The 20,657-nt window shown below is 46.5% G+C and carries 15 protein-coding genes; 8 read left to right on the forward strand and 7 right to left on the reverse strand.

Annotation, left to right across the window (positions count from 1 at the left end):
* Positions 1-7: 7 nt before the first annotated feature.
* Together AB0L18_RS03535 and AB0L18_RS03540 are read right to left on the reverse strand one after the other, a co-directional pair.
* The gene (locus tag AB0L18_RS03535; protein WP_367391199.1) at positions 8-2,686 is read right to left on the reverse strand and encodes a hypothetical protein; all 2,679 of its coding nucleotides are present in this window, start codon (positions 2,684-2,686) and stop codon (positions 8-10) included.
* A 279-nt stretch (positions 2,687-2,965) separates the two neighbouring features.
* A complete protein-coding gene (locus AB0L18_RS03540) occupies positions 2,966-3,682 on the reverse strand; it encodes a VanW family protein (protein WP_367391200.1) in 717 nt (238 codons plus the stop codon).
* A gap of 163 nt (positions 3,683-3,845) precedes the next feature.
* On the opposite strand from AB0L18_RS03540, the gene AB0L18_RS03545 reads away from it, so the two are divergent.
* Both AB0L18_RS03545 and AB0L18_RS03550 read left to right on the forward strand, forming a co-directional pair.
* Entirely contained in the window at positions 3,846-4,688 is an 843-nt protein-coding gene (locus AB0L18_RS03545; protein WP_367391201.1) for a toxin-antitoxin system YwqK family antitoxin, read from the forward strand.
* Position 4,689: 1 nt separating this feature from the next.
* Positions 4,690-5,382 carry a lysoplasmalogenase gene (locus tag AB0L18_RS03550; RefSeq protein ID WP_367391202.1) on the forward strand — a complete coding sequence of 231 codons (693 nt, stop codon included), beginning with the start codon at positions 4,690-4,692 and terminating at the stop codon, positions 5,380-5,382.
* 116 nt (positions 5,383-5,498) lie between these two features.
* Here the strand turns inward: AB0L18_RS03550 and AB0L18_RS03555 are convergent, their stop codons facing one another.
* Positions 5,499-8,261, reverse strand: coding sequence for a gliding motility-associated C-terminal domain-containing protein (locus tag AB0L18_RS03555; protein WP_367391203.1), 2,763 nt, complete (start codon positions 8,259-8,261; stop codon positions 5,499-5,501).
* A gap of 368 nt (positions 8,262-8,629) precedes the next feature.
* Here AB0L18_RS03555 and AB0L18_RS03560 point away from each other — a divergent pair, with 368 nt between their 5' ends.
* Complete coding sequence (locus AB0L18_RS03560; RefSeq protein ID WP_367391204.1) at positions 8,630-9,262, forward strand: superoxide dismutase; 633 nt, start codon at positions 8,630-8,632, stop codon at positions 9,260-9,262.
* A 418-nt stretch (positions 9,263-9,680) separates the two neighbouring features.
* On the opposite strand, the gene AB0L18_RS03565 is transcribed toward AB0L18_RS03560, so the two are convergent.
* The 3 genes from AB0L18_RS03565 to AB0L18_RS03575 all read right to left on the reverse strand — a co-directional run bounded on the left by AB0L18_RS03565 (position 9,681) and on the right by AB0L18_RS03575 (position 13,967).
* Positions 9,681-11,921, reverse strand: coding sequence for a gliding motility-associated C-terminal domain-containing protein (locus tag AB0L18_RS03565; protein ID WP_367391205.1), 2,241 nt, complete (start codon positions 11,919-11,921; stop codon positions 9,681-9,683).
* A 130-nt stretch (positions 11,922-12,051) separates the two neighbouring features.
* The gene (locus AB0L18_RS03570; protein ID WP_367391206.1) at positions 12,052-13,434 is read right to left on the reverse strand and encodes a hypothetical protein; all 1,383 of its coding nucleotides are present in this window, start codon (positions 13,432-13,434) and stop codon (positions 12,052-12,054) included.
* Positions 13,431-13,967 carry an RNA polymerase sigma factor gene (locus AB0L18_RS03575; protein WP_367391207.1) on the reverse strand — a complete coding sequence of 179 codons (537 nt, stop codon included), beginning with the start codon at positions 13,965-13,967 and terminating at the stop codon, positions 13,431-13,433. The genes AB0L18_RS03570 and AB0L18_RS03575 overlap by 4 nt, the downstream gene beginning before the upstream one ends.
* Before the next feature lie 432 nt (positions 13,968-14,399).
* On the opposite strand from AB0L18_RS03575, the gene paaI reads away from it, so the two are divergent.
* From paaI to AB0L18_RS03590, 3 genes are all read left to right on the forward strand, one after another.
* Complete coding sequence (gene paaI / locus AB0L18_RS03580) at positions 14,400-14,825, forward strand: hydroxyphenylacetyl-CoA thioesterase PaaI (RefSeq protein WP_367391208.1); 426 nt, start codon at positions 14,400-14,402, stop codon at positions 14,823-14,825.
* A 28-nt stretch (positions 14,826-14,853) separates the two neighbouring features.
* Positions 14,854-15,834: a hypothetical protein gene (locus tag AB0L18_RS03585; protein WP_367391209.1), complete on the forward strand. Its 981-nt coding sequence runs from the start codon at positions 14,854-14,856 to the stop codon at positions 15,832-15,834.
* Between the two features lie 130 nt (positions 15,835-15,964).
* The gene (locus AB0L18_RS03590; protein ID WP_367391210.1) at positions 15,965-16,396 is read left to right on the forward strand and encodes a phosphoheptose isomerase; all 432 of its coding nucleotides are present in this window, start codon (positions 15,965-15,967) and stop codon (positions 16,394-16,396) included.
* Between the two features lie 205 nt (positions 16,397-16,601).
* Here AB0L18_RS03590 and AB0L18_RS03595 read toward each other — a convergent pair whose 3' ends face one another.
* Positions 16,602-17,507, reverse strand: a complete 906-nt coding sequence (locus AB0L18_RS03595) for a TIGR01777 family oxidoreductase (RefSeq protein ID WP_367391211.1) — start codon at positions 17,505-17,507, stop codon at positions 16,602-16,604.
* A gap of 159 nt (positions 17,508-17,666) precedes the next feature.
* On the opposite strand from AB0L18_RS03595, the gene AB0L18_RS03600 reads away from it, so the two are divergent.
* Both AB0L18_RS03600 and AB0L18_RS03605 read left to right on the forward strand, forming a co-directional pair.
* On the forward strand, positions 17,667-19,460 hold the full coding sequence (locus AB0L18_RS03600; protein WP_367391212.1) for an ABC transporter substrate-binding protein: 1,794 nt from the start codon (positions 17,667-17,669) through the stop codon (positions 19,458-19,460).
* Between the two features lie 110 nt (positions 19,461-19,570).
* Positions 19,571-20,641 (forward strand): energy transducer TonB, encoded by a 1,071-nt coding sequence (locus AB0L18_RS03605; protein WP_367391213.1) that lies wholly within the window; start codon positions 19,571-19,573, stop codon positions 20,639-20,641.
* Positions 20,642-20,657: the final 16 nt, after the last annotated feature.

Below are 20,657 nucleotides of genomic sequence, written 5' to 3' on the forward strand. Positions count from 1 at the left end.
TTTTTACTCAAACCATCCGCTTCCACTGCTTGCGAAACGAGCGACAGAGTGGCTTGTAGGCTTTTCTTTCTTCCTTAGCGATGAAGCCGTAGAAGGCTTCCTTCCAACTGGCCGTGGCTACATAATCACGAACGGCCAGCGCACTACCCAGGCGTAATTGTAAGTCTTCTGTTTGACGTAATTCCACGCCGCGATTGGTCATTAAGCGTAGTAATTCCAATGAACGTTCATGCTGCCGTTGATCAAGATAATAATGCGCTGCGGCTAATGGCATCCGGTAGTTTTGGTGGTCTACAATATAAGCATCGAGGTTCAGCGCCGGGTGGGGTGCTAATCTGGCCTGCACACTGGCATCAGCGTATTGGGCTTTAGCCGTAACGTAAAGCTCAATTGCCCGGCCAAATTGTTGTTGCTGCTCGGCGCGTGCTGCTGCCTGGATGGTTTCCTGGTAAGCTGAGCAGGCAGCGACAATGCGTTCACTCATTCGTAAACTTGCTTCACTTAAAGTACAATTGGGGTAAGCCTTAAGGAGCTGATCAATGCGCGCAAGGGTCGCCCGCGCGGCAAGATAATCTCTTGCTTGCTGCTCTCTGGCCAGTTGGTCTTCTTCGCGAGGCAGGAGTAAATCTCGGGCATTGGTACACTGTTGCTCCTCCAATTGGCTCAGAATACCTTTCAACTGAGGATCGTGGTGGATACCAAAACGGTTGGCCAGGATTTCGATCTCAGCTTTTGCTTGCTGTAGTTGCTCATTGTCGTCGGCCGATTGACGCAGTACAAACTGATGGATACGCTCTGCTTCCAACAGCGCCGTACTTTTCATTTGCGCTGCGAGGCTGCTGTTTGGCGAAAGCAACGTTACCTCACTTTCCAGGGCTTGTGCACGCTGGTACTGTTCTAGCGCACTGGCATAACTGCCCTGCTGCCTGGCCCGGTCGCCACCACGCAAAAAACGCTCGTAGCGATATTGTTGCACCCTGGTAATGAGGCGCTGACTCTCTCTTTCCTGGCTGCTGCCTAATTGGTAGTGCTGCACAAATTGCAAACTTCCTTCGGCTTCCGTCAGTGCTTGATCGTATTGCTGTTGCTGAATAAATGCTTCGGCGGAAGCTAGCATTTTTTGGTATTTGCCAAGCAGCACTTGCTGCTTTTCCTGGGCCAGTTGCTGGGGTTGAGCTACCATTCCAGGGTATGCTTGTAACAGTTTTTCGGCGGAAGCCACTGCAACCAAAGCCTGATCCCATTCCCCTTGGTAACGGTAGCCACGGATTTCAGCCAGCTGTGCTTGGTGCAAATCGTTGACAATCCCGCGTGCGAGTACTTCCGTATCTGCAGTACTGTTGACCCGGAAACGTTCCTGGAAGGCCAGTGCTTCATTGAGTTGTTCTAAAGCACGCTGGTATTGCCCTGCCTTTTGGGTGTATACTACTTGATCCAGTTGGTTGTGAAAATCCAGGTAATACGCTTCCTGGATTCGGCTAAGTGCCTCTGCCTGGCCAAAACTAAATCCTTTAATGCTTTCGCTAAACGCCAAGGCTTGTTGGTAACTGGCTACTCCTTCGGGATAGCGACGTACGGCCACTGCATCCTGGCCCATTTCCAAATAATAACGAACGACACCGCTTGCTAAATGGTTGGCTTCCTCTCGCAACTGCGGGTCAGGGTTATAACGATTGAGCACCAGACGAATACGTTGTGCAGCATCCTCTACTTTCCCTTGCTCAAAATCCATCGCTGCAAGAAAGTAATGGCTGGGAGCGTAGCAATCATTGGCACGAAGGGAAGCATGAAACGCATCACTAGCAGCGTGCAATTGGCCACTTTGATAAGCAGCAAGTCCTTGTTCGAAATAGAGGATGTGTAAGTTTGCCATCAACGCTTCCAACCAATTTTGCCAGGCGATCACTTCCTCCTGACAAGCCATTTTTTTGACCTTAAGTTGCTCCGGATCATGCGCATTGGATGCATCCAACTCAAGTGCATTCCAGAAGGGAGCTATACAAATCTTTCTTAACTGTTCCTCGTAGCTACGTAGCTGTTGGCGATAACTATCCAGCTGCTGGGGCTGAGGCTCCAACTGCCGAAAAGCGGTGAGGGAACGATGAAGCGCCGTCAGCTTGTCTGCTGCAATAAAATATTGGTCAATGGCACGCATTCTCTGCTGCACGGCTTGCACATGGCGGCTTTCGTACTTAAAGGTAAGGCCACTGATGCGTAGCGTGTAAAACACACCCCCTGCTACTTCCGTAAAATCAAACGTATAACCTGGCAGCGCCTGTCCCAATTGTTGCTCGACGCATTTGGTGGCAACGACTTCACCATCCGCCAATAGTTCCAGGTTGTAGATCATCCCGCTGGGCGCCAATAAATCTTCAAAAGCAAAACCAAACGGGCGAGGTGCCCGGTCGGCAGTGACGTCTTCCCACTGGATACAATTCTTTAACGAATTGGTGCCCTCCAGAATACGAAGCTGATAACGGTAATAGACGTCTAGTGATGCCTGTGATGTTTGTTGGGGCTGTAGCAACCGAAAAATCTGCTGCAAGGCCGGTGCCGACGGACCGCTCAGTTGTGTATAGCGGTAGACCACCGTTTGCGCTGGCGTATCATCAAACAACAATACTTCTTGAGCGGAGAGGAAAAGAGGAAGACACAACAAGGGGAGAAATAGCAGGTACGTTTTCATAATGCTTGTATTAAGGGTCGGCGAAGAATAACTTCCCCATTTGATGCGGCCCTCTTACCGCCATACTTCGTTGCTTCGTCGGTTGCGTAGCTGGGCTACGCGTCCTCCTCGCGCCTCGTCTGGCGGCAAGATGGCTCTCCTGAAAAGGACAACTTATTCTTCGCCGACCCATTAGGGCTTACGATGGCCAATATTCATCATTGCCCTTCTCAAATACAAGCATTTTCGCAGGTTTAGGATATGTTTAAATGGGGGTTAAGGAAATTAACAGCGTTGTGCTTAGCGGTAACAAGAAGTAGCGACAACCTTACTTTCAGCACCTTCTCCTCGAAGGGTTTTTACTTCTATTTTCCCTGGTAAAGACACCCGTTCAAATGTTAAAGGATAATCCGGCAAGGGAGAGGCTCCCTTTAATTGAGCAAGCAATGAATCAGCGAAAACCCGCACATTAAAAGCAATAGGAAACGCTGAAGAATTCCGTATGCGCAAATCTTTGTAACCATACACAACTGTAGCATCTGCCCCCAAGGGGCAAAATCGCTCAGCTTCCGTATAGATATCTATGGAATGGTGATGGCGTTCGATAACTTCCAATCCTGCTCTCAGCGCCAATAGGTAAAGGATACCGGAAAGTTGACAAAGGCCACCACCTGTTTCGGCGATCAATTCCCCCTTGACAAGATTTCTGCTTTCAAGAAACCCTCTTTCCCTTGTTGGAGCTCCCACGCTGCGCCAAAAAGAAAATACCTGACCAGGTTGGATCAAGATCGTGTTAATTGCCTGGCTCCCAAGACGGAGGTTGTGTAGTTTATTGGCTAAATGTTCCCCTGATCGGATGGGTTGTTGCTGTTCTATAAAGTAAGTAAACACGGGAAGTTCATCAGTAGCTGTGGCAAACAAGCCTTCTCGTGCTACTTGTTGATCCAGGACTTGCCGTTTAAGCAATTGTGCAGCTAAGCGCCAATTGCGGGGAATCTGGTCTTTGAGCCACCTCATTTCTTTTGAATTTTAATTACGAGATAGGAGGTATATTCCTTCAAAGGAGACCGACAAAGCAAGTTGTCTAAGCAGAGAAGGTGTTCCATCATAAATTGTTGATTCCACCAATTTCCTTATTTTGAGCCAACTTTACCATTCTTTCTGAAAAAAATCTTAAAAAATGCGCTTTTTAACCACCTTATTAATTTTAGGAATAGCTTGCTCTCTCCATGCTCAAACCGCCTACTGGGCCACTACTTACAAAGAACACATCAATCGCGGAAGCACCGTCTTAATCGCTAAAGAAGGTTATACTTTTGAACAGACGAGCTACGGTTTGTACATCGAAAAATATTACCAAAATTCTGAGCATCCTTTGCGGGAAGTCATTACCTATGCCGACCGACGCAAGAAAATATTAGAAGGACCCTGGAAAGTTTTTTATTCCAATGGCCAGGCGCAAGTGGTGGGGCGCTACTCCGAAGGAGAAAAAGCCGGCCGCTGGTACTTTTACCGAGAAGACGGTGAACTATGGAAAACCTGTACCTGTACCGATGGTGTTGAAGATTGTGAACTGGAAAAAGAAGAGGTGTTTTCTGAAGTCCCTCCAGCCAATATACGCGACTATACCCAACCAGTGAAAGCTACTGATGTTGCAGCTTCTTCAGATGAAAAACCTATTTTCAAGGTCGTGGAAGAAATGCCACGCTTCCCTGGTTGTGAAGAGGAGCATAGCTTAAATGATCGTCAACAATGCGCCCAGATAGCGTTATTGAAAAACATTTACAGCCGCCTTAGAATCCCCTCAGGATACGATGGCCCGGAAGGAGTCGTTGTCGTTACCTTCGTCGTTGAAGCTGATGGAGCAATTACCAATGCCAGGATAGTAAGACCTCTGGAAGAAAGGATAGATTTGGTGGCACTGGACTTGATCAATACTATGCCAAATTTTATCCCGGGTAAACATCGCGGAGAGTCTATTCGGACACAGTTTAACATGCCAATAAGAATCAAACTAGAGTAACATGCCAAATCGAATCCTGCTTTTGTTGTACGCCTTGCTAAGTGTGGTTCATCTGGGAGCAGAAGAATTGCAAATAGAATGGCTCATCCTGCTCACCAAACCAATGCTGGTAAGCCTGCTGGCTTTTTGGTTTTGGCGGGTAACCGAAGGAAGTTCCAGCTTTCGAAAATTCCTGCTGCTGGGCTTGGTGTTTTCGGTAGGCGGGGATACCTTATTGATGTTTGTGGAACACGGGCCACAGATGGAAGTCTATTTCTTGTTGGGATTGGGTAGTTTTCTTATCGCTCAACTTTGTTATACTTACGCCTTATGGTCTTATCCGGTGGTAAGAGAAGGCCTTATCTTCCGCAAACCCTGGCTGATGGTATTCTTTTTAGGCTACCTCGTTTGGATTTTGAGTGCGCTCTGGTCAGGAATCCCTGCCCCTATGCGACTGCCTGTGGGTGTATATGCTACCGCGATTGTGGCCATGGCCATTTCTTCGACAAACTTATATGGGCGTACTACGCCAACTATTTTCCGGGGGTTCTTTGCGGGGGTCTTGCTATTTGTCTTATCAGACACGTTGATTGCGCTTAACAAGTTTGGCGAACCAATCGCTGGTGCGCGTTTTGCTATTATGCTTACCTATCTGGCCGCTCAATTTTTGATCGCGGTTTATGGAAGGAGCTTGGCAGTTAGCGAAAAGCGTTAGGATAGTACACCCCTACCTGCAGCAGGCAGGGATGGAACGGATCAAACGGATTTACACTGATTTTTATACAAATGAGGCTTAGCTTACCCTTGTAGCAAGCTAAGCCTCATTTTTCTCTAAGGCGTACCCTTCAACAACTCAATGTAGCCACTCAGCAATTCAGGTGCTGGCAATACACCTTCTACGCGTTGCTCAAACACCCGGCAGCGGTAGAAGTACGTAGCCGATTCGAGAGCTTCTCCTTTGCTATTCGTCCCATTCCAGTTAAGCGCAGGATCCCTGGTTTCGAAAACCAGCGCCCCCCAACGGTTATAAACCTGGAATTCCACCTCCGCAATGAAGCAGGAACGCGTAGGTACGAACAAATCATTCTGGCTATCACCATTCGGCGTAAAAGCATTGGGAAGTTCGTATACGGGACAATTATCCACACAAACGATATTGCTTTGGGCACTCTCGTTCCCTACTGTATCCACTGCCGTGACCGCGTAACAACCGGCAATGGTTCCCCCTGGCTGGTGAATAAACTCCAGCAGATTAGGATCATCAATTGTCGCGATCAATGAAAATGGTGCATTGACCATCGGCGAGTAATAAACCCGATAACCATCTACATCTTCAAATTCCGGGCAAAGGGTGGCAGCAGTCTCCCAGGCGAGGGTATTCTCCAAAGTTTCAATATCCTCACAGCTTTCGCTTAGATCACATAAATTGGTGACAGTAAGCAGAGGAGGACAAGGCGGCACATTATCAAAAGGTGTGCTACATACCCGCTGAGAACGATTCAGTAATGGCGAGGGAACGCCATCAATATTGTAAGTCCCGGCACTTCTGATAACGTAACAGTATTCTACCAGATTCTGTAAGCCTTCATCTCGGTAGATCGGGTCGGAAACCGTTGCCAGCTCCTCCAGTACTCCGCTGGTATTCTCGCGAAAGATGGTGTATTCAAAGTTCTCCCAAGGAACGAGTTCGTCCCAAAAGAGCGTATTCACCCGATCCGAAGGTGTTGCATTCAGGTAGATTGATCCGCCCACGGTACTGGCCCCTAAAGGTGTAGGCTCGCCATTGACATAAAAGTTGACCACGTAGGTATAAGGTTGATCTACCGTATTCAGATTGATATCCGTGAAGCAAGTGTCATTGGCCGAGGCAAAGTCAGGTGCAGTCGTCGTAAAGACCGATGTAAAGTTGGTGACATCCTCCGTATGACCGGGAGCCCGCAACAATTCGTAAGTATAAGGCCCCGGATTCATGAGCGTATCCAAATCCGAGGGGTCGGGTTTAGACCAGCACACGTCGATGACACCATTGCCAAAATCCGTCGCTACGACATCTGCTTTGATCAATAGTGGTACATCCCTACCTAGCTGTACACAAGCTTCCTCGGAAGGCAAACTTTGTACGGCATTGAAGAAGAATAATCCATTAGCCGTACGGCGAGCAAAATTCGCCAATATCCGATAGCAATAGGTTTTTCCTCTCTCTACGTTATTGTCTTCAAAGAAATAACGCCCATCCACAATTTGCCGCAGCGTATCCGTAGATATTTTTGTGTAACCCCGCCCAGCCAAGCCAGCCACACAAGTATCTAATGGCGATTGATCAGAATTGATTCGTCGCCATACGGAGAAACCTCTGAAGTAATCGTCTTGCGCATCTTCACAAATGTAGGGCGACTCCCAACTTACCTGTATAACTGGCCCTTCCGCAACGGCCTGGACGTCCTCAGGAGGAGGTCCTACTACTTTTATCCTAATTGTCTTCAGCGTTGCTAATCCAGTGGTATCACCTAAAAAGTCATCAACCGCTCGGAAAACAACATTGTAAGGTTGGGGAGATATATGCTCACAGGTGGTCTGCCAGCGGAAATTCTTCACCAGTGGATCATCAAAATACTCCTCCGAAGGGGGTGTAAACTCAGCTGGACTAACACTAAGATTTAGTGGTGCACCATAAGCTAGCAAGCGCACTCTTTGGTCGGTATCGGTGAGCGGAGCCGTGGCCGTAACATTGAAATCAATTACCGTACCCGCGATGACACAAATTTCGTCAACATCAGTGATCACCAAAGGTGGTTCATTGCTACAATCCTCTACGATAATCTGCATATCCCGAACCATGGTATCAATCAGCTGTCCATTGCGGTAAGAGTATATATTGATGGCAATATTGTATTCTCCTGCCTGCGAAGGAGTATCCCAGACAAGATCTCCGGTTACAGGATTGATGGACATACCATTGGGGAAAAAGAAATTGGGTACGGGATCATTAGGTCCCTGTTTGGGAACAGCAAGTTCATAAGAGAGGCTATCGCCATCAATATCATAAGCTCCAGGGTTGTGGGTGAAAATTTCATCTGTACAGGCAAAGTCTATAGGTGGTACCTGAAGAATGGGCGAATTATTACACCCGGAAAAAGCAGGGTTAAACAAAGAAAAGACATTCTCAACATAAAATGGGATACTCACAGAATTAGGAAAATTCACATTCAACACCCCTGCGTTTCGGTTGGGGTCTTCAAAACTAATGGTGTAGGTTGACGGGCCATTATAAGTGTGGGTCGCCATGTAAATATTGAACTTAATGTCATTTTCGAGTCGCTCTCCATTAGGAGGACTCCCAGCACCATTCATTCTGGCTACCCGTTCACAATTATCATCTCCCCAGCAGATGGTGAGCGAATCCCGGTCAGCATCTACACTCGACGTTTTGGTGTAAGTGATGATGGTTGCTTTTACGGTAAGACAATTACCATCAGCATCAGGAACCGTTTCTATGACGATTTCTCCGGCCCGATTGTGAGTAGCCCAAGCCGAAGGTAGAAGACAAAATAGGAGTAGATTCAGGGAGAGTAAGCGGATCATCGTGCTCTTCATAATTCGCGGGTATTGCGTGGATGAGAATAAAACAGTTTTGGAGCTTAAGCAATTTAAGCAATTCTCTACATAGTTGCCGTCATATGGCTTGCAAAATAGTGCTTAGTTACACCTAAAACGAGGTATATTTACAGGAGAAACGACCAGCATTGGTAATTAGTTTATGAAAAAATGGTGAATGTCTTAACGAAGTCGCTAGGTCCACGAGAAAAAGGCAGCAAGCATTCCTCTGAGGTAAGTTGAGTCTTTGCTTTAGTGTAGCAACAAAAGCGTCTGTTCCTCCACCAGGTCTTACACTGAACAATTACCGCAAAATGACTGTTTGAAAAATAGAAAATATATTATCCACTAAAACTACAAGGTACACTATGGCCTTTCAACTTCCAGAATTATCCTACGCTTACGACGCATTAGAACCACATGTTGATGCGCGCACCATGGAAATCCACCACTCTAAGCACCATGCTGGTTATACCAACAATCTCAATGCCGCTATTAAAGGTACAGATTTGGACGGCATGAAAATTGAAGAAATTTTAATGCACGTTTCCGAACACAGTATGGCCGTGCGCAATAACGGTGGCGGTTATTACAATCATAAACTTTTCTGGGAAGTAATGTCACCTGATGGCGGCGGCGAGCCCAGCGAACGCACAAATATTCACAAAGCCATCGTTCGTGACTTTGGCAGCTTCGAAAAATTCAAAACAGAATTTTCTAACGCTGCGGCTACTCGCTTTGGTTCTGGCTGGGCGTGGCTATGTGTAAGTGGTTCTGATCACCTGTTTATCACTTCTACGCCTAATCAAGATAATCCCTTGATGGATGTTGTAGAGCAGAGAGGAACACCGATCCTGGGCTTGGATGTTTGGGAACATGCCTACTACCTCAACTACCAAAATCGTCGTCCCGACTATGTAAATGCTTTCTTTAATGTCATCAACTGGCAGGAAGTAACAGAGCGTTTCAATGCTGCCAACAAAGGTGCATCTGAGTTGTAAAAGACAAGGCTAAAATCTAGCTTACGGCCGGGCTAAAGTCCGGTTTAGTTACTAGCCGAAAAATCCCGAAGCCTTCTCTTGAAGCTTCGGGATTTTCTGTTTTATATCTGTTATTGTCTAGTTAAATTAAATTTCCCCCATTGACAAGGAACTAAAAAGATCCTATTTTAGTTATGTATTTATCCCCTGAATATTAATCCATTGAAAACGAAGTTGCCTTACGGGGTCGCTTCACCAATCCTTATCCCCATGATCATTTTAGGAATATTTTTACTGCTATTGCTGATGTTTAATTTCCAACCCTTACGACAAGAAGAAAATTAAATTCAGCTCAGTGCCAAAAACACAAAAGGCAGCACTTCTATTGCAGAAGTTGCTGCCTTTTGAATTTTAGAAATTACTCCTCCCCAACCTCACATTACCTTAACAAGACCACATCGCCCCTTTCGGTAGCCTCTCTGGCAATTCCGTTTTCATTTACGGTGTACCGAATCATCCATACATAAGCTCCCTGACGTGCCAAATCTCCCTTGATTCTTCCATCCCAACCAAGGCTAGGGTTTGTTGAGAAGAAAACCTGGTTGCCCCAACGATCAAATATTTGCATCTCGTAAGCATCCAAGACGCAGGGACTTTGGGGAAATAGTCGATCATTTACGCCATCGTTATCCGGACTGAAGACATTGGGCATGTAGACCTTACAAATTTCGCACTCCGCAATTTGGATGGTATCAACAAGCGTTTCACAAATAGAAGTAACGGTAATGCTATAATCTCCAGGACCGAAGATCAAGCGACGTCCTTCTTTTTCACCATTTTCCCATTGATAATCAGCGGCTACTTCGGTGCGTGCATCTAAAATAAATGGGTCTTCCGGACAAAGAAAGGTGTCACGTCCTAAATCTGTCGTGATAGGCAACAGGTAGTCAATCACCACAGAATCCACCAAATCATTACAAGCGGTCGAGATCGTTACCCGGTAAGTATCTGGAGAAGTTACCATCAGGCGGTCTTCCATGCTTCCATCCTGCCATATATAGGTGGCACCGGGAATCCCTGGCTCAAGCAGCAGGCTATCATTGGGGCACAAAACGAGGTCTTCGCCTAAATCAAGCATAGGATCAACAAGAAAAATAGAAGAAAAGTCAGCTTCGTAAACTTCACAAATGGTTGTTACGGTAAGTGAAAAACTTCCATCACCTGTGATATTGCGCTGAGCGAGGGTACTGCCATCCGACCACTGGTAGGATGCAAATGGGCGTTCTACATCAATGGCAAGCGTATCTCCCAAACAGAGCACATATTCACTGGCGAGATTAAGATTAAGGGGTGGCACATAAGTGATATTGATTGCTTCTTCTACGGTACCACAACCATTTTCAACGGTTACTGCATAATCTCCTGTTGTATTTACAGTGTAGGTTGTTGCGCTACTGCCATCCTGCCAAGTGTAAAAGGCAATGCCATTATCAGCATCCAACAAGGGTGTTGTTCCTGGGCAAATAACTTGATCGGCACCAAAATCAACCGTTGGTGGAAATTGCTGAACAAAAACATCAATAGCATCATCCCCAAAACCACAATCATCGGTTACTGTGACACTGTAGATACCTTCGTTGGTTACCGTAAGGGTAGGTCCAGTAGAGCCGTCTTCCCAAAGAAAAGTATTTCCCCCACCTGATGCATCCAAAACAAGTTCATCTCCAGCGCAGACCAAACTGGTATCTCTACCAATGTCTATGATCACCGGAATCGGAACATCTACCGTAAAATTAAAAACGAAAGGTGCTGCCTGATTATCGCAAAGATCAAGTAAATCCATAGGGCCTGTAGGGTTGATTGTCAGGGTATAATCTCCCATGGATTGGATAGGAGGATTAATGGTCAGTAGGAAAGATTTAGCCTGACTACTTCCCGAGGCACAATCGGTGGAATTGGCATCAATGGTATAAGGCCCGCCGGGGCCATCCAACTGGAATGCTGCATCATTGATACTGTTACATTGCAAGAATTCATTGAACGCAATATCAATGGTAGCATCACCGCAACTTTGTGGTAACTGGCTAATCTCTTCTACAAGAGGTGGTGATTGGTCAAAGACCCCAAGGCCTGTGCTTTCGCTAAAATCCAGGCTATAACCATCATTTGACCCCGTCCAGTTACTAACCATCAAGACGTAGGTATTCCCGGCCGTCATAGGGACCAATGCATTGATTGGACCAGTACCTCCACAACCTCCTGGCACCCAATTGCCCGTTCCGCTAGCGGAGCAGCCCGTCGCTCCGTGACAGCCGCTGCCGCCCGCAGCATTACAACTCACCAAGTTTGCTGCTGTAAGGTCATTACAATCACCATTGGTAAGGTCAAAAAGGGCCCAATCATAATCATCATTGAGATTATTGGGCGTAATTAAAAAGCCTAGCATCCCATTTTCGTTGGCCGTAAAAACGTACCAGATGGAGTTTAGCTCTCCGGCTGTACAAGTTTCTCCATTGATTATTTCGTTGCCAATATTACCATCTCCCGACGGAGATTGGCTTTCGGAGTATACATCCTGACAGACAGGTACTGCTCCGAGACAATCTTGAATGGTTGGTTGAGCAATGAGCAAAGAGGACATGCTACTCCATAAAAAGAGCAGTGTAAGCTTAATTTTCATACCTGATTGGATTGTGCATCGCAAATTACTAAGAATACAGGTATCACTCGTGTAAGGTCGCCAAATTGACGTCACTTTAACACAAAAAAAAGAGATTGTAGCTTAGTTTCTTTTTTGCAAAACGGCGTGCTTACAGACGCATTCTCATCCCCAATTGCAGGCCAGTCATCCAATAATTTTGTCTCAAATCATATTCGGAAGTACTCAGCGCCCGGGGATAAGACTTGAAATAAGGTTCTGCGATCAAGCTGTACCGACTGTGTAAGTTGTAAGCGATGCTCATACCAGCATACCAGGCAGCCGTTGCTCGTTGTTCAAAAATGGGGATGACATCGCGATCTCCCTGTTGCCCAAATTTTGTAGGTTCTTCCGTGGCTGGAGAATAGATAGTGCCTTTAGCACCAAAATAAAGATTGAGATAAGCCCCTGCATTTACACCAACCCGAAATTTCCCCCACTGCTGTTCATAGCCCATTAGCAATGGAACTTCAATAAATTTCAGTTGGTTGCGGTGCTGTTCTTCGTAAGCTTCCAGGTAGGTTGTATCTACACCGATCACTTCACCATTAGGGCCAAAAAGTGTTGACACGCGCATCTCACTTCCTACTTCAAAAGTAAAGCGGTCATTGATTTCTGAATACATCACCCCTGTACGCAGACTCAGGCCTACATTGGAGGACGCCGCCAAACGGAAGCCGCTGCTATGAGATAGGCCAGAAGACTCACTTTCTTTACGCTTATTGAGATGGTCAATGCTTTCGGGAGTCTTAGCTTGTAGGATTTGATGAGCATAAGCAGGCCCACCCAATACTTCAAGATCAAGACGAAAATAAGGATTAGCGAATCGAGCGCAACGAGGTGCGTGATTGGCAAATAGCTTGAGTTCAGTGTGTTGTGCAAAAGCTAGATTGCGTGTAGGCAAATTAGCGACCACCTGGCTACGAAGGCGTTGATGGGGGCCTGCAATGCGGGGAGGGTCTTCTTCCGACGATACGACGGGGGTTATTTCCTCTACTACTTCCTGACTGCTTGACAAATGTTGCAATTCATTAGCAGCTAACTTGTTCTGGCTTATCTTACGAATTGGCTGAGTAGCCGATGTTTTAGGCGAAATCGCTGCGGCAATTTCCCCGTATTTTTGTCCTCGCTGATTGGTTGGAGCAGCAGTTGGCTGAACATTAATTAACGTATGCTCTTGTTCACCGACATTCTCACCTTGAATTGTGGTTGAGCTTGCCAATGCAGTAGGATTTTCAACATCAAAACCACTTGCGGTGGCAGTATTGGTATTTTCCAAAGGAAAATGACCAAGCTCAGGGGTTGAAAGGGGGAACAGTAGGAAAGCCAATAAGCCCAGGGTAGAAGTACCTACAGCACTCCAGATGAGGACCAGTCGGCGGCGTTTTTGCTGACGTACACGCGCAATGCGTTCCCACATATTGTCAGGTACAGGTGCTGAAGCATCCCGGAGGTTATTCTTAAATAGTTCGTCTAGCGGATGTCGCTTACTCATACGGCAAGGCGTTGCAATTTTTCCAATTGGTTTTGTAGCATTTTCCGGGCTTTAACAAGTTGAGAACGCGAAGTGCTTTCTTGAATATCCAGCATTTCGGCAATCTCTTTGTGGCTATACCCTTCAATAGCATACAGATTAAATACCACCCGATAACCTTCGGGCAAGAGGGCGATCATTTTCAGGAGTTCTTCTTCCCCTAGTTGGGAATAAGCCACTGGCTCAATGGGGGTCTCCGGAAAATGCTCAACGGCAATTTGTTCATTTGTAAAATACTTTCTCTGGTTGTGCTTCAGTGCTGTATTAACAACAATCCTGCGTACCCAACCTTCGAAAGAGCCTTTGAAAGCAAACTTGTCAAGATTATCAAAGATTTTGACAAAAGCTTCCTGCAGCATGTCCTCAGCCTCGAGTCGATGCCTGGAATACCGCACACACACCGCCATCATTTTACTAGCATACAGGTTAAATAACTGCTGCTGGCAATTGACGTCTTCACGTATGCATCCTTTGATCAACTCTTTTTCCGTCATCTGACGTATTGGCGAACAAACACCATTTTAATCACAGTAAAACATAGAGTTGTACTGTTTCTTAGTTAGAGATACCTTGAACAAGACCTACGCTGCCTGAACTTTGATATAAAAACAACATAGGCCATCTAATTTAGGGTTTTCCGTGGAAAAAACTGCATTTATGCCCGAAAAACCAATTGCTAATAGTCCGTTAATGCAGGATTTGTGAAAAGATGACGCCGCTATTTTCTCGACTCGCAAGGCAAAAAACGCAGGCAACGCAGCGCGTTGGCGAGGCTTTTTAACGCAGCGAGGCGAGAAAAGGGCAAGTTAGAATTCACAAATCCTGCCTTAGAGGGCTATATATCCTAAACGCTCAAGGAATTCGTTTAGCGCTTTGTACTATGCTATCAATTTTTGTGATTATTATTGAGCCAAAGAAAAGTAGCCATGGAGGGAAAAATGTCAGCCGAAGAAATTGTCAAGCAAATGCTCAGCAAGGATGCTTTCAGCCGATGGTTAGGCATTGAAATATTAGCAACAGCTCCGGGCTTCAGCCGTATCCAAATGGTGGTTCGCCCTGAGATGGTCAACGGATTTGGAATTGGTCATGGAGGCATTACCTTTAGCTTTGCTGATAGTGCTTTTGCTTTTGCCTCAAACAGTAGAGGCCAACACGCTGTTTCTATAGATACGTCGATCCAACATCTGGCTCCAGTACAAGTAGGTGATGTACTCATTGCTATTGCCAAAGAACAGCATTTGGGTCGGCGGCTAGGGCATTACCAGGTAGAGGTAAGCCGGGAAGACGGAGAATTGGTAGCGTTGTTTACAGGAATGGTTTATCGCAAAGAACACAGCTGGAGCCCAGCATAATCGTCCATCGCTAATTAACTTTAAAAAAATGAAAACACAGATGTTAAGAGTTGTACTCGTTTGCCTTTTAGGTTTTGGAAACCTTGTAGTACAAGCCCAGCAGTCTATTGACAACCCTATTGCTTATTTTGACTTCTTCAATCAGGAACACAGCGCACTCGCTCAAAAAAACATGGAATATTTGCAGTACGCCGTCCACAGCGATGATCTGGTGGTGATTGCAGAAAAACGCCTAGCACTTTTGGCTCAGGTGCAACAATCCCAAGCAAAAATGAGCCAACTCCCTGAATTTTCGGGCGACTCAGGGCTTAAAGCGACCATGGTAGAAGTGCTGCAAACTTATGAGGATTTGTTTGAGGTCGGATTTACAGAAGTGGAAGCTCTAAAGTTGAGTGCCCAAGATGGTTTCAATCAAATGGAAAAATACCTGGCTGCGCAGACGGCGGCAGAACAGAAAATGGCGGGAGCAAGCGCCAAATTGCTAGCTGCCCAGATGCAATTTGCCCAAGCCAATAAGATTCAGTTACAGATGGAACCTGGTTCTGTCACCGAAGCCCAACAGCTCAATGCACTGAACGAATACCAGCGAAACATCTTCTTAAGAAGTTTTCGGGTGGGTAAACTCAATGCACAGTTTCTTCTAGCCATGGAAAAAGAGGGAACCGAAAATATTGAGCAAATACGGCAGCAGTTGTTAAAAGCAAGCAATGAAGAAATTCCTCAGCTAAAAAAGGTGGCAGCATTTAATGGAGATACCGCTTACCGTGATGCCGTCGTAGCTCAGATAGAAGTTTTACAAGTAATGGCCAAGGATGATTATCCAGCCTTGGTAAGGGTGAAAATGAAAGGTGAGCAATTGACCCAGGAAGATGTAGACGCCTACAATTCTGCCATCAGCAAAGTAAATACGCTGTTGAATCCAGCAACCGAAAAAATAAATGTTGCGCTGCAAAATCTTCTCCGCAACAATGTTCCGAAACCCGCATTAAAGGGGGTAAAACAGATCTAATCCGGGCAGGATGTGTAAAAAATACACTTAGCTGCCGTAAAACAACACTTATTTGCACTACTTGGTAAGGATAAGACGTTGAATATTTGCTAGTTTTGCATTTTGAAACAAAGGAAAATTCAATCAGATCATGGCTGATCAAAATCAGGGACTAAAAGCGGCGTTTAACGAAAAAGGAGAAACGATTAGTCCGACTTTACCAGAAGGCGTAAAAAATTTCTTAATTGATATAGATGGTACCGTTTGTGATGATATTCCAAACGAAGAGCCAGAAAGAATGGGTACATGTCTACCCTACCCAGACGCCTTGAAAATTTGTAACAAGTGGTACGAAGAAGGGCACTACATTACTTTCTTCACTTCTCGCACGGAAGAGCATCGCGCGATTACGGAAGAGTGGTTAAAAAAGCACGATTTCAAGTACCATGGGTTGCTGATGGGCAAACCTCGTGGAGGCAATTACCATTGGATTGACAACCACATTGTGCGGGCCACCCGTTTTAAAGGTAAATTCACCGATTTGGTGGTGGAGAATAAGGATGTGGAAGTTTTCCGCTCGTAGTTACTACGTTACCGAACATCAAATGAAAAATCCCAGATTTCGTCTCCGTACGTCATCTGGGATTTTGTTTTTGGGTATTGCCCTGTTTGTGTATACGGAGTTATCTCTACCAGTCTCCTAGACCTCCGCAGCAGCGATAGTAGCGGTACCGACCCAAAGGGAGGTAGGAGCGGATAGCGCGGTGGCGCAGCCAGCTGCCCAAAAACTACTGCAACAAATCCTCCAGGGCAGGCACAATGCTGGGGTGTTCAAAAGTAAAGCCACTGCCCGTTAACTTTGCTGCCGAAACCTGGCTGCTATCAAGGATGGTGTGGGACATTTCGCCAAGCACCAAACGCAGCATAAAAGCGGGCGCCGGAAATAAAAAGGCTGATTTTCCGCTTGCGGTAATGAGGGCCTGGGCGAGGGTTTTGTTGCGCACGGGATGCGGGGCGACACCGTTGTACAACCCTCTGAAGTGGTCGTCATTTACGCCTTTGGCAAAAATTTGGCAGATGTCATCAATATGTATCCAGGAGTACCACTGCTGGCCATCGCCGAAGTAGGTAGAAACAAAAAAATGGAGCGGAAGTAGCATTTTTTGTAATGCGCCCCCTTGCGGTGAAAGCACGATCCCTGTACGCACGATCAGGGTGGGCAGGTTCAATTCTTCCGGGATTTCCGCTATCGCTTGCTCCCAGATATTGACCGACTCGGAGAGAAAACCATTACCGGCCGGAGCTTCTTCGGTGACCAGCTGCTCACCACTATTGCCATAATAACCGATGGCACTGCCCGCCAAATAGGCTTTGACCAAGGGCCCGTGCGCAGCGATGCCTTTCTTGAGCAAACGGGTAGATGCTGTACGGCTTTCAATAATCAGTTGCTTACGGCGAGATGTCCAACGCGCATCGGCAATACCTGCACCCGCAAGGTTGATTACATGGGTGACGCCCTGGAAAGCTGCTTCATCATAGCTTCCCCCCGCAGCATCCCACTGGAAGGTAGCATAGGGAGAACGAGCTCCAGTAGATCGGCTAAAATGGCGAACCTCATGACCTTGTTCGGTCAGTATTTCACTCAGTCGCATCCCGATTAAGCCCGTGCCGCCAGCAATTAATACAATAGCCATAGTCCTTGAAATTATTTCAAAATTTAAACAACAGTTGCGCTCATGTGTTCACCGACAAGACCAACCGGTTTGTCCACCGTAGACGCCCCTTGAGGTATTTATTGAGCTTACGAAAGAAAAAGTTTGTATTTTCGGGGCGAATCACAACAACATCCAGACATGAACAGATTTCGTAATACCCTGAGCCGTTTATCGTTCCTTTTATTGGTAGGAGTGCTTATTCATGGCTGCTCCGGTTGCGGAGAACCTACAACTCCTGAAATAGCCTTTAAAAACAATGACAATACCCTCAGGGTAAGACTCCCCTCTGAGCCTGATCGTCTAAGTCCTTTCTTGACCGTAAGTGCCTACTCGCGGCCTATTTATCAGGAGATTTTTCTTCCGTTATTAGAATATAACGACAAAACATTTGAGCCTACTCCGGCCTTGGCGGTAGGTCGGCCGGTGACGGAAGAGATTACTGAAGGGCCGAATGCGGGTGGTGTAAAGTACACTTATGAACTCAACGAATATGCCACCTTTAGCGACGGGAAACCGGTGCGGGTAGCCGACGTTATCTTCTCATTTAAGCTTTTGTTCAATCTGAACATCTCGGAAGCTGCCCCCCACCGAGGCAGCTACACCGCCGTTGCGGATGTTGTTCCGAGTCCAGACAACCCACGCAAGTTTACGGTCATTGCCAAAGAAAAGTACATCCTGGCCGAAGATTCCTACAGTGGTACCAACATTTACCCAGAGCACATTTTTGACCCCGAAGGTCTGATGGCTGGTTATACCTTGGCAGACATGATAGCGAATGGCGAGACCCTGGCCGAAGAAGCCCCAATGAAGGCTTTTGCCGAACAGTTTCGTTCTGCTCCTTTTGCGCGCGAAGGCAGTAAACTGATTGGTACGGGCCCCTATTTACTCAGAGAGTGGGTAGATGGTGATTACATCAGCATGGTGCGTAACCCCAACTGGTGGGCCGACAAGGTACCTGGGGGGCACCCTCACCTGCATGCTTATCCAGACAGTGTTGTTTTCCGGATCATTCCCGACCAGACGACGGCCACCACTGCACTCCGCAACGAGATTGTAGATGTGGCACCATCGCTGGATGCGAATACCTTCGTAGAGCTGAGCGAAAATGACTTTTTGAAGGAACGCTACGACTTCTTGACCACCAAAACCTTCAGCTTTTTCTACGTAGCGATGAACAATAAAAACCCGCTTCTGGAAGACAAGCGAGTCCGCCGTGCACTGGCCCATGTATTGGATATGCAGATCATCATTGATGCAGCATACGCTGGCCTGGCCGTACCCGTTCCCGGTCCGGTATCACCAACGAAAGCCCACGCTAACAAAGATTTGCCGCTCATCAAAAAAGACATCGAAAAAGCCAAAGCACTGTTGACGGAAGCGGGCTGGGAAGACACCAATGGCAACGGTACCCGCGACAAGATGATTGATGGCAAACTGGTAGAAATGGAGATGGAATACATGGTAACACCAGGAAGTATCTTCGCCTCGACCCTTTCTGAAGTCATGAAAGATGGTGCCAGCCAAGTAGGTGTTGCCATCACTATCGTACCTCGGGAGCCGCGCGTCATGATGGGAGAAGACGTTGCGCGTCGCGAATATGCCTTGTTTGGTTACGGTGCCGGAGGCAATCATCTGCTGGACGACTTCACCCAGCTTTGGCATACGTCGAGCAATACCCCTAGGGGTGGTAATCGCTGGCAGTTTGGTAATGCTGAAACGGATGCACTCATTGAAGCCATCAATAGCACAATGGACCCCGTAAAGCGAAACGAATTGTACCAGGAATTTCAACGCATCGTTTACGAGGAGCAACCCATTATCTTTTTGTTCTCTCCGATGGAGCGGGTGGTGGTAAGTAAGCGTTGGGAAGGAAATGTATCCCAATTGTTACCTAACTACCAATTACGTGATTTTAAATTGATCAAAAAGTAGCAGCGACATAAATAGCAGCTAAAGCGGGTAGTAAGTCGTTAGGAATAACGACTTACTACCCGCTTTTTTGTTCCTTTGTCATTAGTTTAAACTAAAAGCTATCAACTGTTATGTTCAGATATATTTCTTTATTTGTTGTTTTAGGCTTAGCTAGCTTGGTAAATGCACAAACAGATACCACTATTTATCAGGTAGTGGAACAGATGCCTCGTTTTCCTTCGGCCTGCGAAGCACGAGATACCACGGTAGAATATAAACAAAAATGTGCCAACCAGGCAATGCTGGAGTATGTCTACCAAAGGGTCGTGTATCCACAAGAAGCCATTAATGAAAATATCCAGGGCACTGCCGTGATAACGTTTGTGGTAGAGAAGGATGGGCTTATCAGTCAGCCAAAAATCGTGCGTGACTTGGGAGCTGGTACGGGTCTTGCTGCGCTTAGCGTTGTTTTGAAAATGCAAGAAGAAAAACTTCGCTGGCTTCCAGGCAAACAGGGAGGCGAAGCCGTGAGGGTACAATTCAACCTACCCGTAAAGTTTAAACTCAAAGACCCAGATCCCTTTCTACTGGTAGGTCGGGACACGGTTTATACCACCTTTGAAAAACCGCTGGATTTCAAGGGAGGCCCAGAGGCACTGCAAACCTATTTGGATAGCGCATTGGACTATCCTACTTCTGGTAACGATAGTTGTCAAATGGGGCAAATTGATATCCAGGTACTCGTAGAAGCAGATGGTAACGTGAGAATTTTGGACTTAACGGACTACAACGACCTCGGTTTTGATTTCTGGTACTCCGCTATTGATGCCGCCACCTCTACTTACGGCAAGTGGGAGTCTGCCACATACAATGGACGCAATGTAAATGCTGCTTTTGACCTCAGTTTGTCTTTTCTGCCCACAACAGAAACTTGTAGCACAAAAGTAGATGCCTTCATTACTGCTCGAGAAGTAGCCGATGCGGGTGTGGTGCTTTTCAATGAAGGAAAAATAGATGAAGGCCTTGCGAAAATGACCGAAGCCGTCACTGCTTTCCCTAAAGATGCTCAACTACGCATGCTACGCGGTCAAGCCTATCTCAACAACAGCCAGCTCTCGGAAGCTTGTGAGGATTTGACGCTAGCAAGTCGTATTGCCTTGGTTGATTGGTACGACGCTGTCCTTCCACTCATTTGCCGTTAAGCAATGGAGATCAACT

It is taken from the genome of Lewinella sp. LCG006 (assembly GCF_040784935.1).
In the GTDB taxonomy this organism is placed as follows: Bacteria; Bacteroidota; Bacteroidia; order Chitinophagales; family Saprospiraceae; genus Lewinella.

Excerpts from the sequence above, each read along its gene's own strand:
- AB0L18_RS03565 (WP_367391205.1), bottom strand. The coding sequence starts at position 11,921 with ATGAAAATTAAGCTTACACTGCTCTTTTTATGGAGTAGCATGTCCTCT.
- AB0L18_RS03600 (WP_367391212.1), top strand. The coding sequence starts at position 17,667 with ATGAACAGATTTCGTAATACCCTGAGCCGTTTATCGTTCCTTTTATTG.
- AB0L18_RS03590 (WP_367391210.1), top strand. The coding sequence starts at position 15,965 with ATGGCTGATCAAAATCAGGGACTAAAAGCGGCGTTTAACGAAAAAGGA.
- AB0L18_RS03560 (WP_367391204.1), top strand. The coding sequence starts at position 8,630 with ATGGCCTTTCAACTTCCAGAATTATCCTACGCTTACGACGCATTAGAA.
- AB0L18_RS03545 (WP_367391201.1), top strand. The coding sequence starts at position 3,846 with ATGCGCTTTTTAACCACCTTATTAATTTTAGGAATAGCTTGCTCTCTC.
- AB0L18_RS03585 (WP_367391209.1), top strand. The coding sequence starts at position 14,854 with ATGAAAACACAGATGTTAAGAGTTGTACTCGTTTGCCTTTTAGGTTTT.
- AB0L18_RS03570 (WP_367391206.1), bottom strand. The coding sequence starts at position 13,434 with ATGAGTAAGCGACATCCGCTAGACGAACTATTTAAGAATAACCTCCGG.
- AB0L18_RS03595 (WP_367391211.1), bottom strand. The coding sequence starts at position 17,507 with ATGGCTATTGTATTAATTGCTGGCGGCACGGGCTTAATCGGGATGCGA.
- AB0L18_RS03555 (WP_367391203.1), bottom strand. The coding sequence starts at position 8,261 with ATGAAGAGCACGATGATCCGCTTACTCTCCCTGAATCTACTCCTATTT.
- AB0L18_RS03605 (WP_367391213.1), top strand. The coding sequence starts at position 19,571 with ATGTTCAGATATATTTCTTTATTTGTTGTTTTAGGCTTAGCTAGCTTG.
- AB0L18_RS03575 (WP_367391207.1), bottom strand. The coding sequence starts at position 13,967 with ATGACGGAAAAAGAGTTGATCAAAGGATGCATACGTGAAGACGTCAAT.
- AB0L18_RS03550 (WP_367391202.1), top strand. The coding sequence starts at position 4,690 with ATGCCAAATCGAATCCTGCTTTTGTTGTACGCCTTGCTAAGTGTGGTT.
- AB0L18_RS03535 (WP_367391199.1), bottom strand. The coding sequence starts at position 2,686 with ATGAAAACGTACCTGCTATTTCTCCCCTTGTTGTGTCTTCCTCTTTTC.
- paaI (WP_367391208.1), top strand. The coding sequence starts at position 14,400 with ATGGAGGGAAAAATGTCAGCCGAAGAAATTGTCAAGCAAATGCTCAGC.
- AB0L18_RS03540 (WP_367391200.1), bottom strand. The coding sequence starts at position 3,682 with ATGAGGTGGCTCAAAGACCAGATTCCCCGCAATTGGCGCTTAGCTGCA.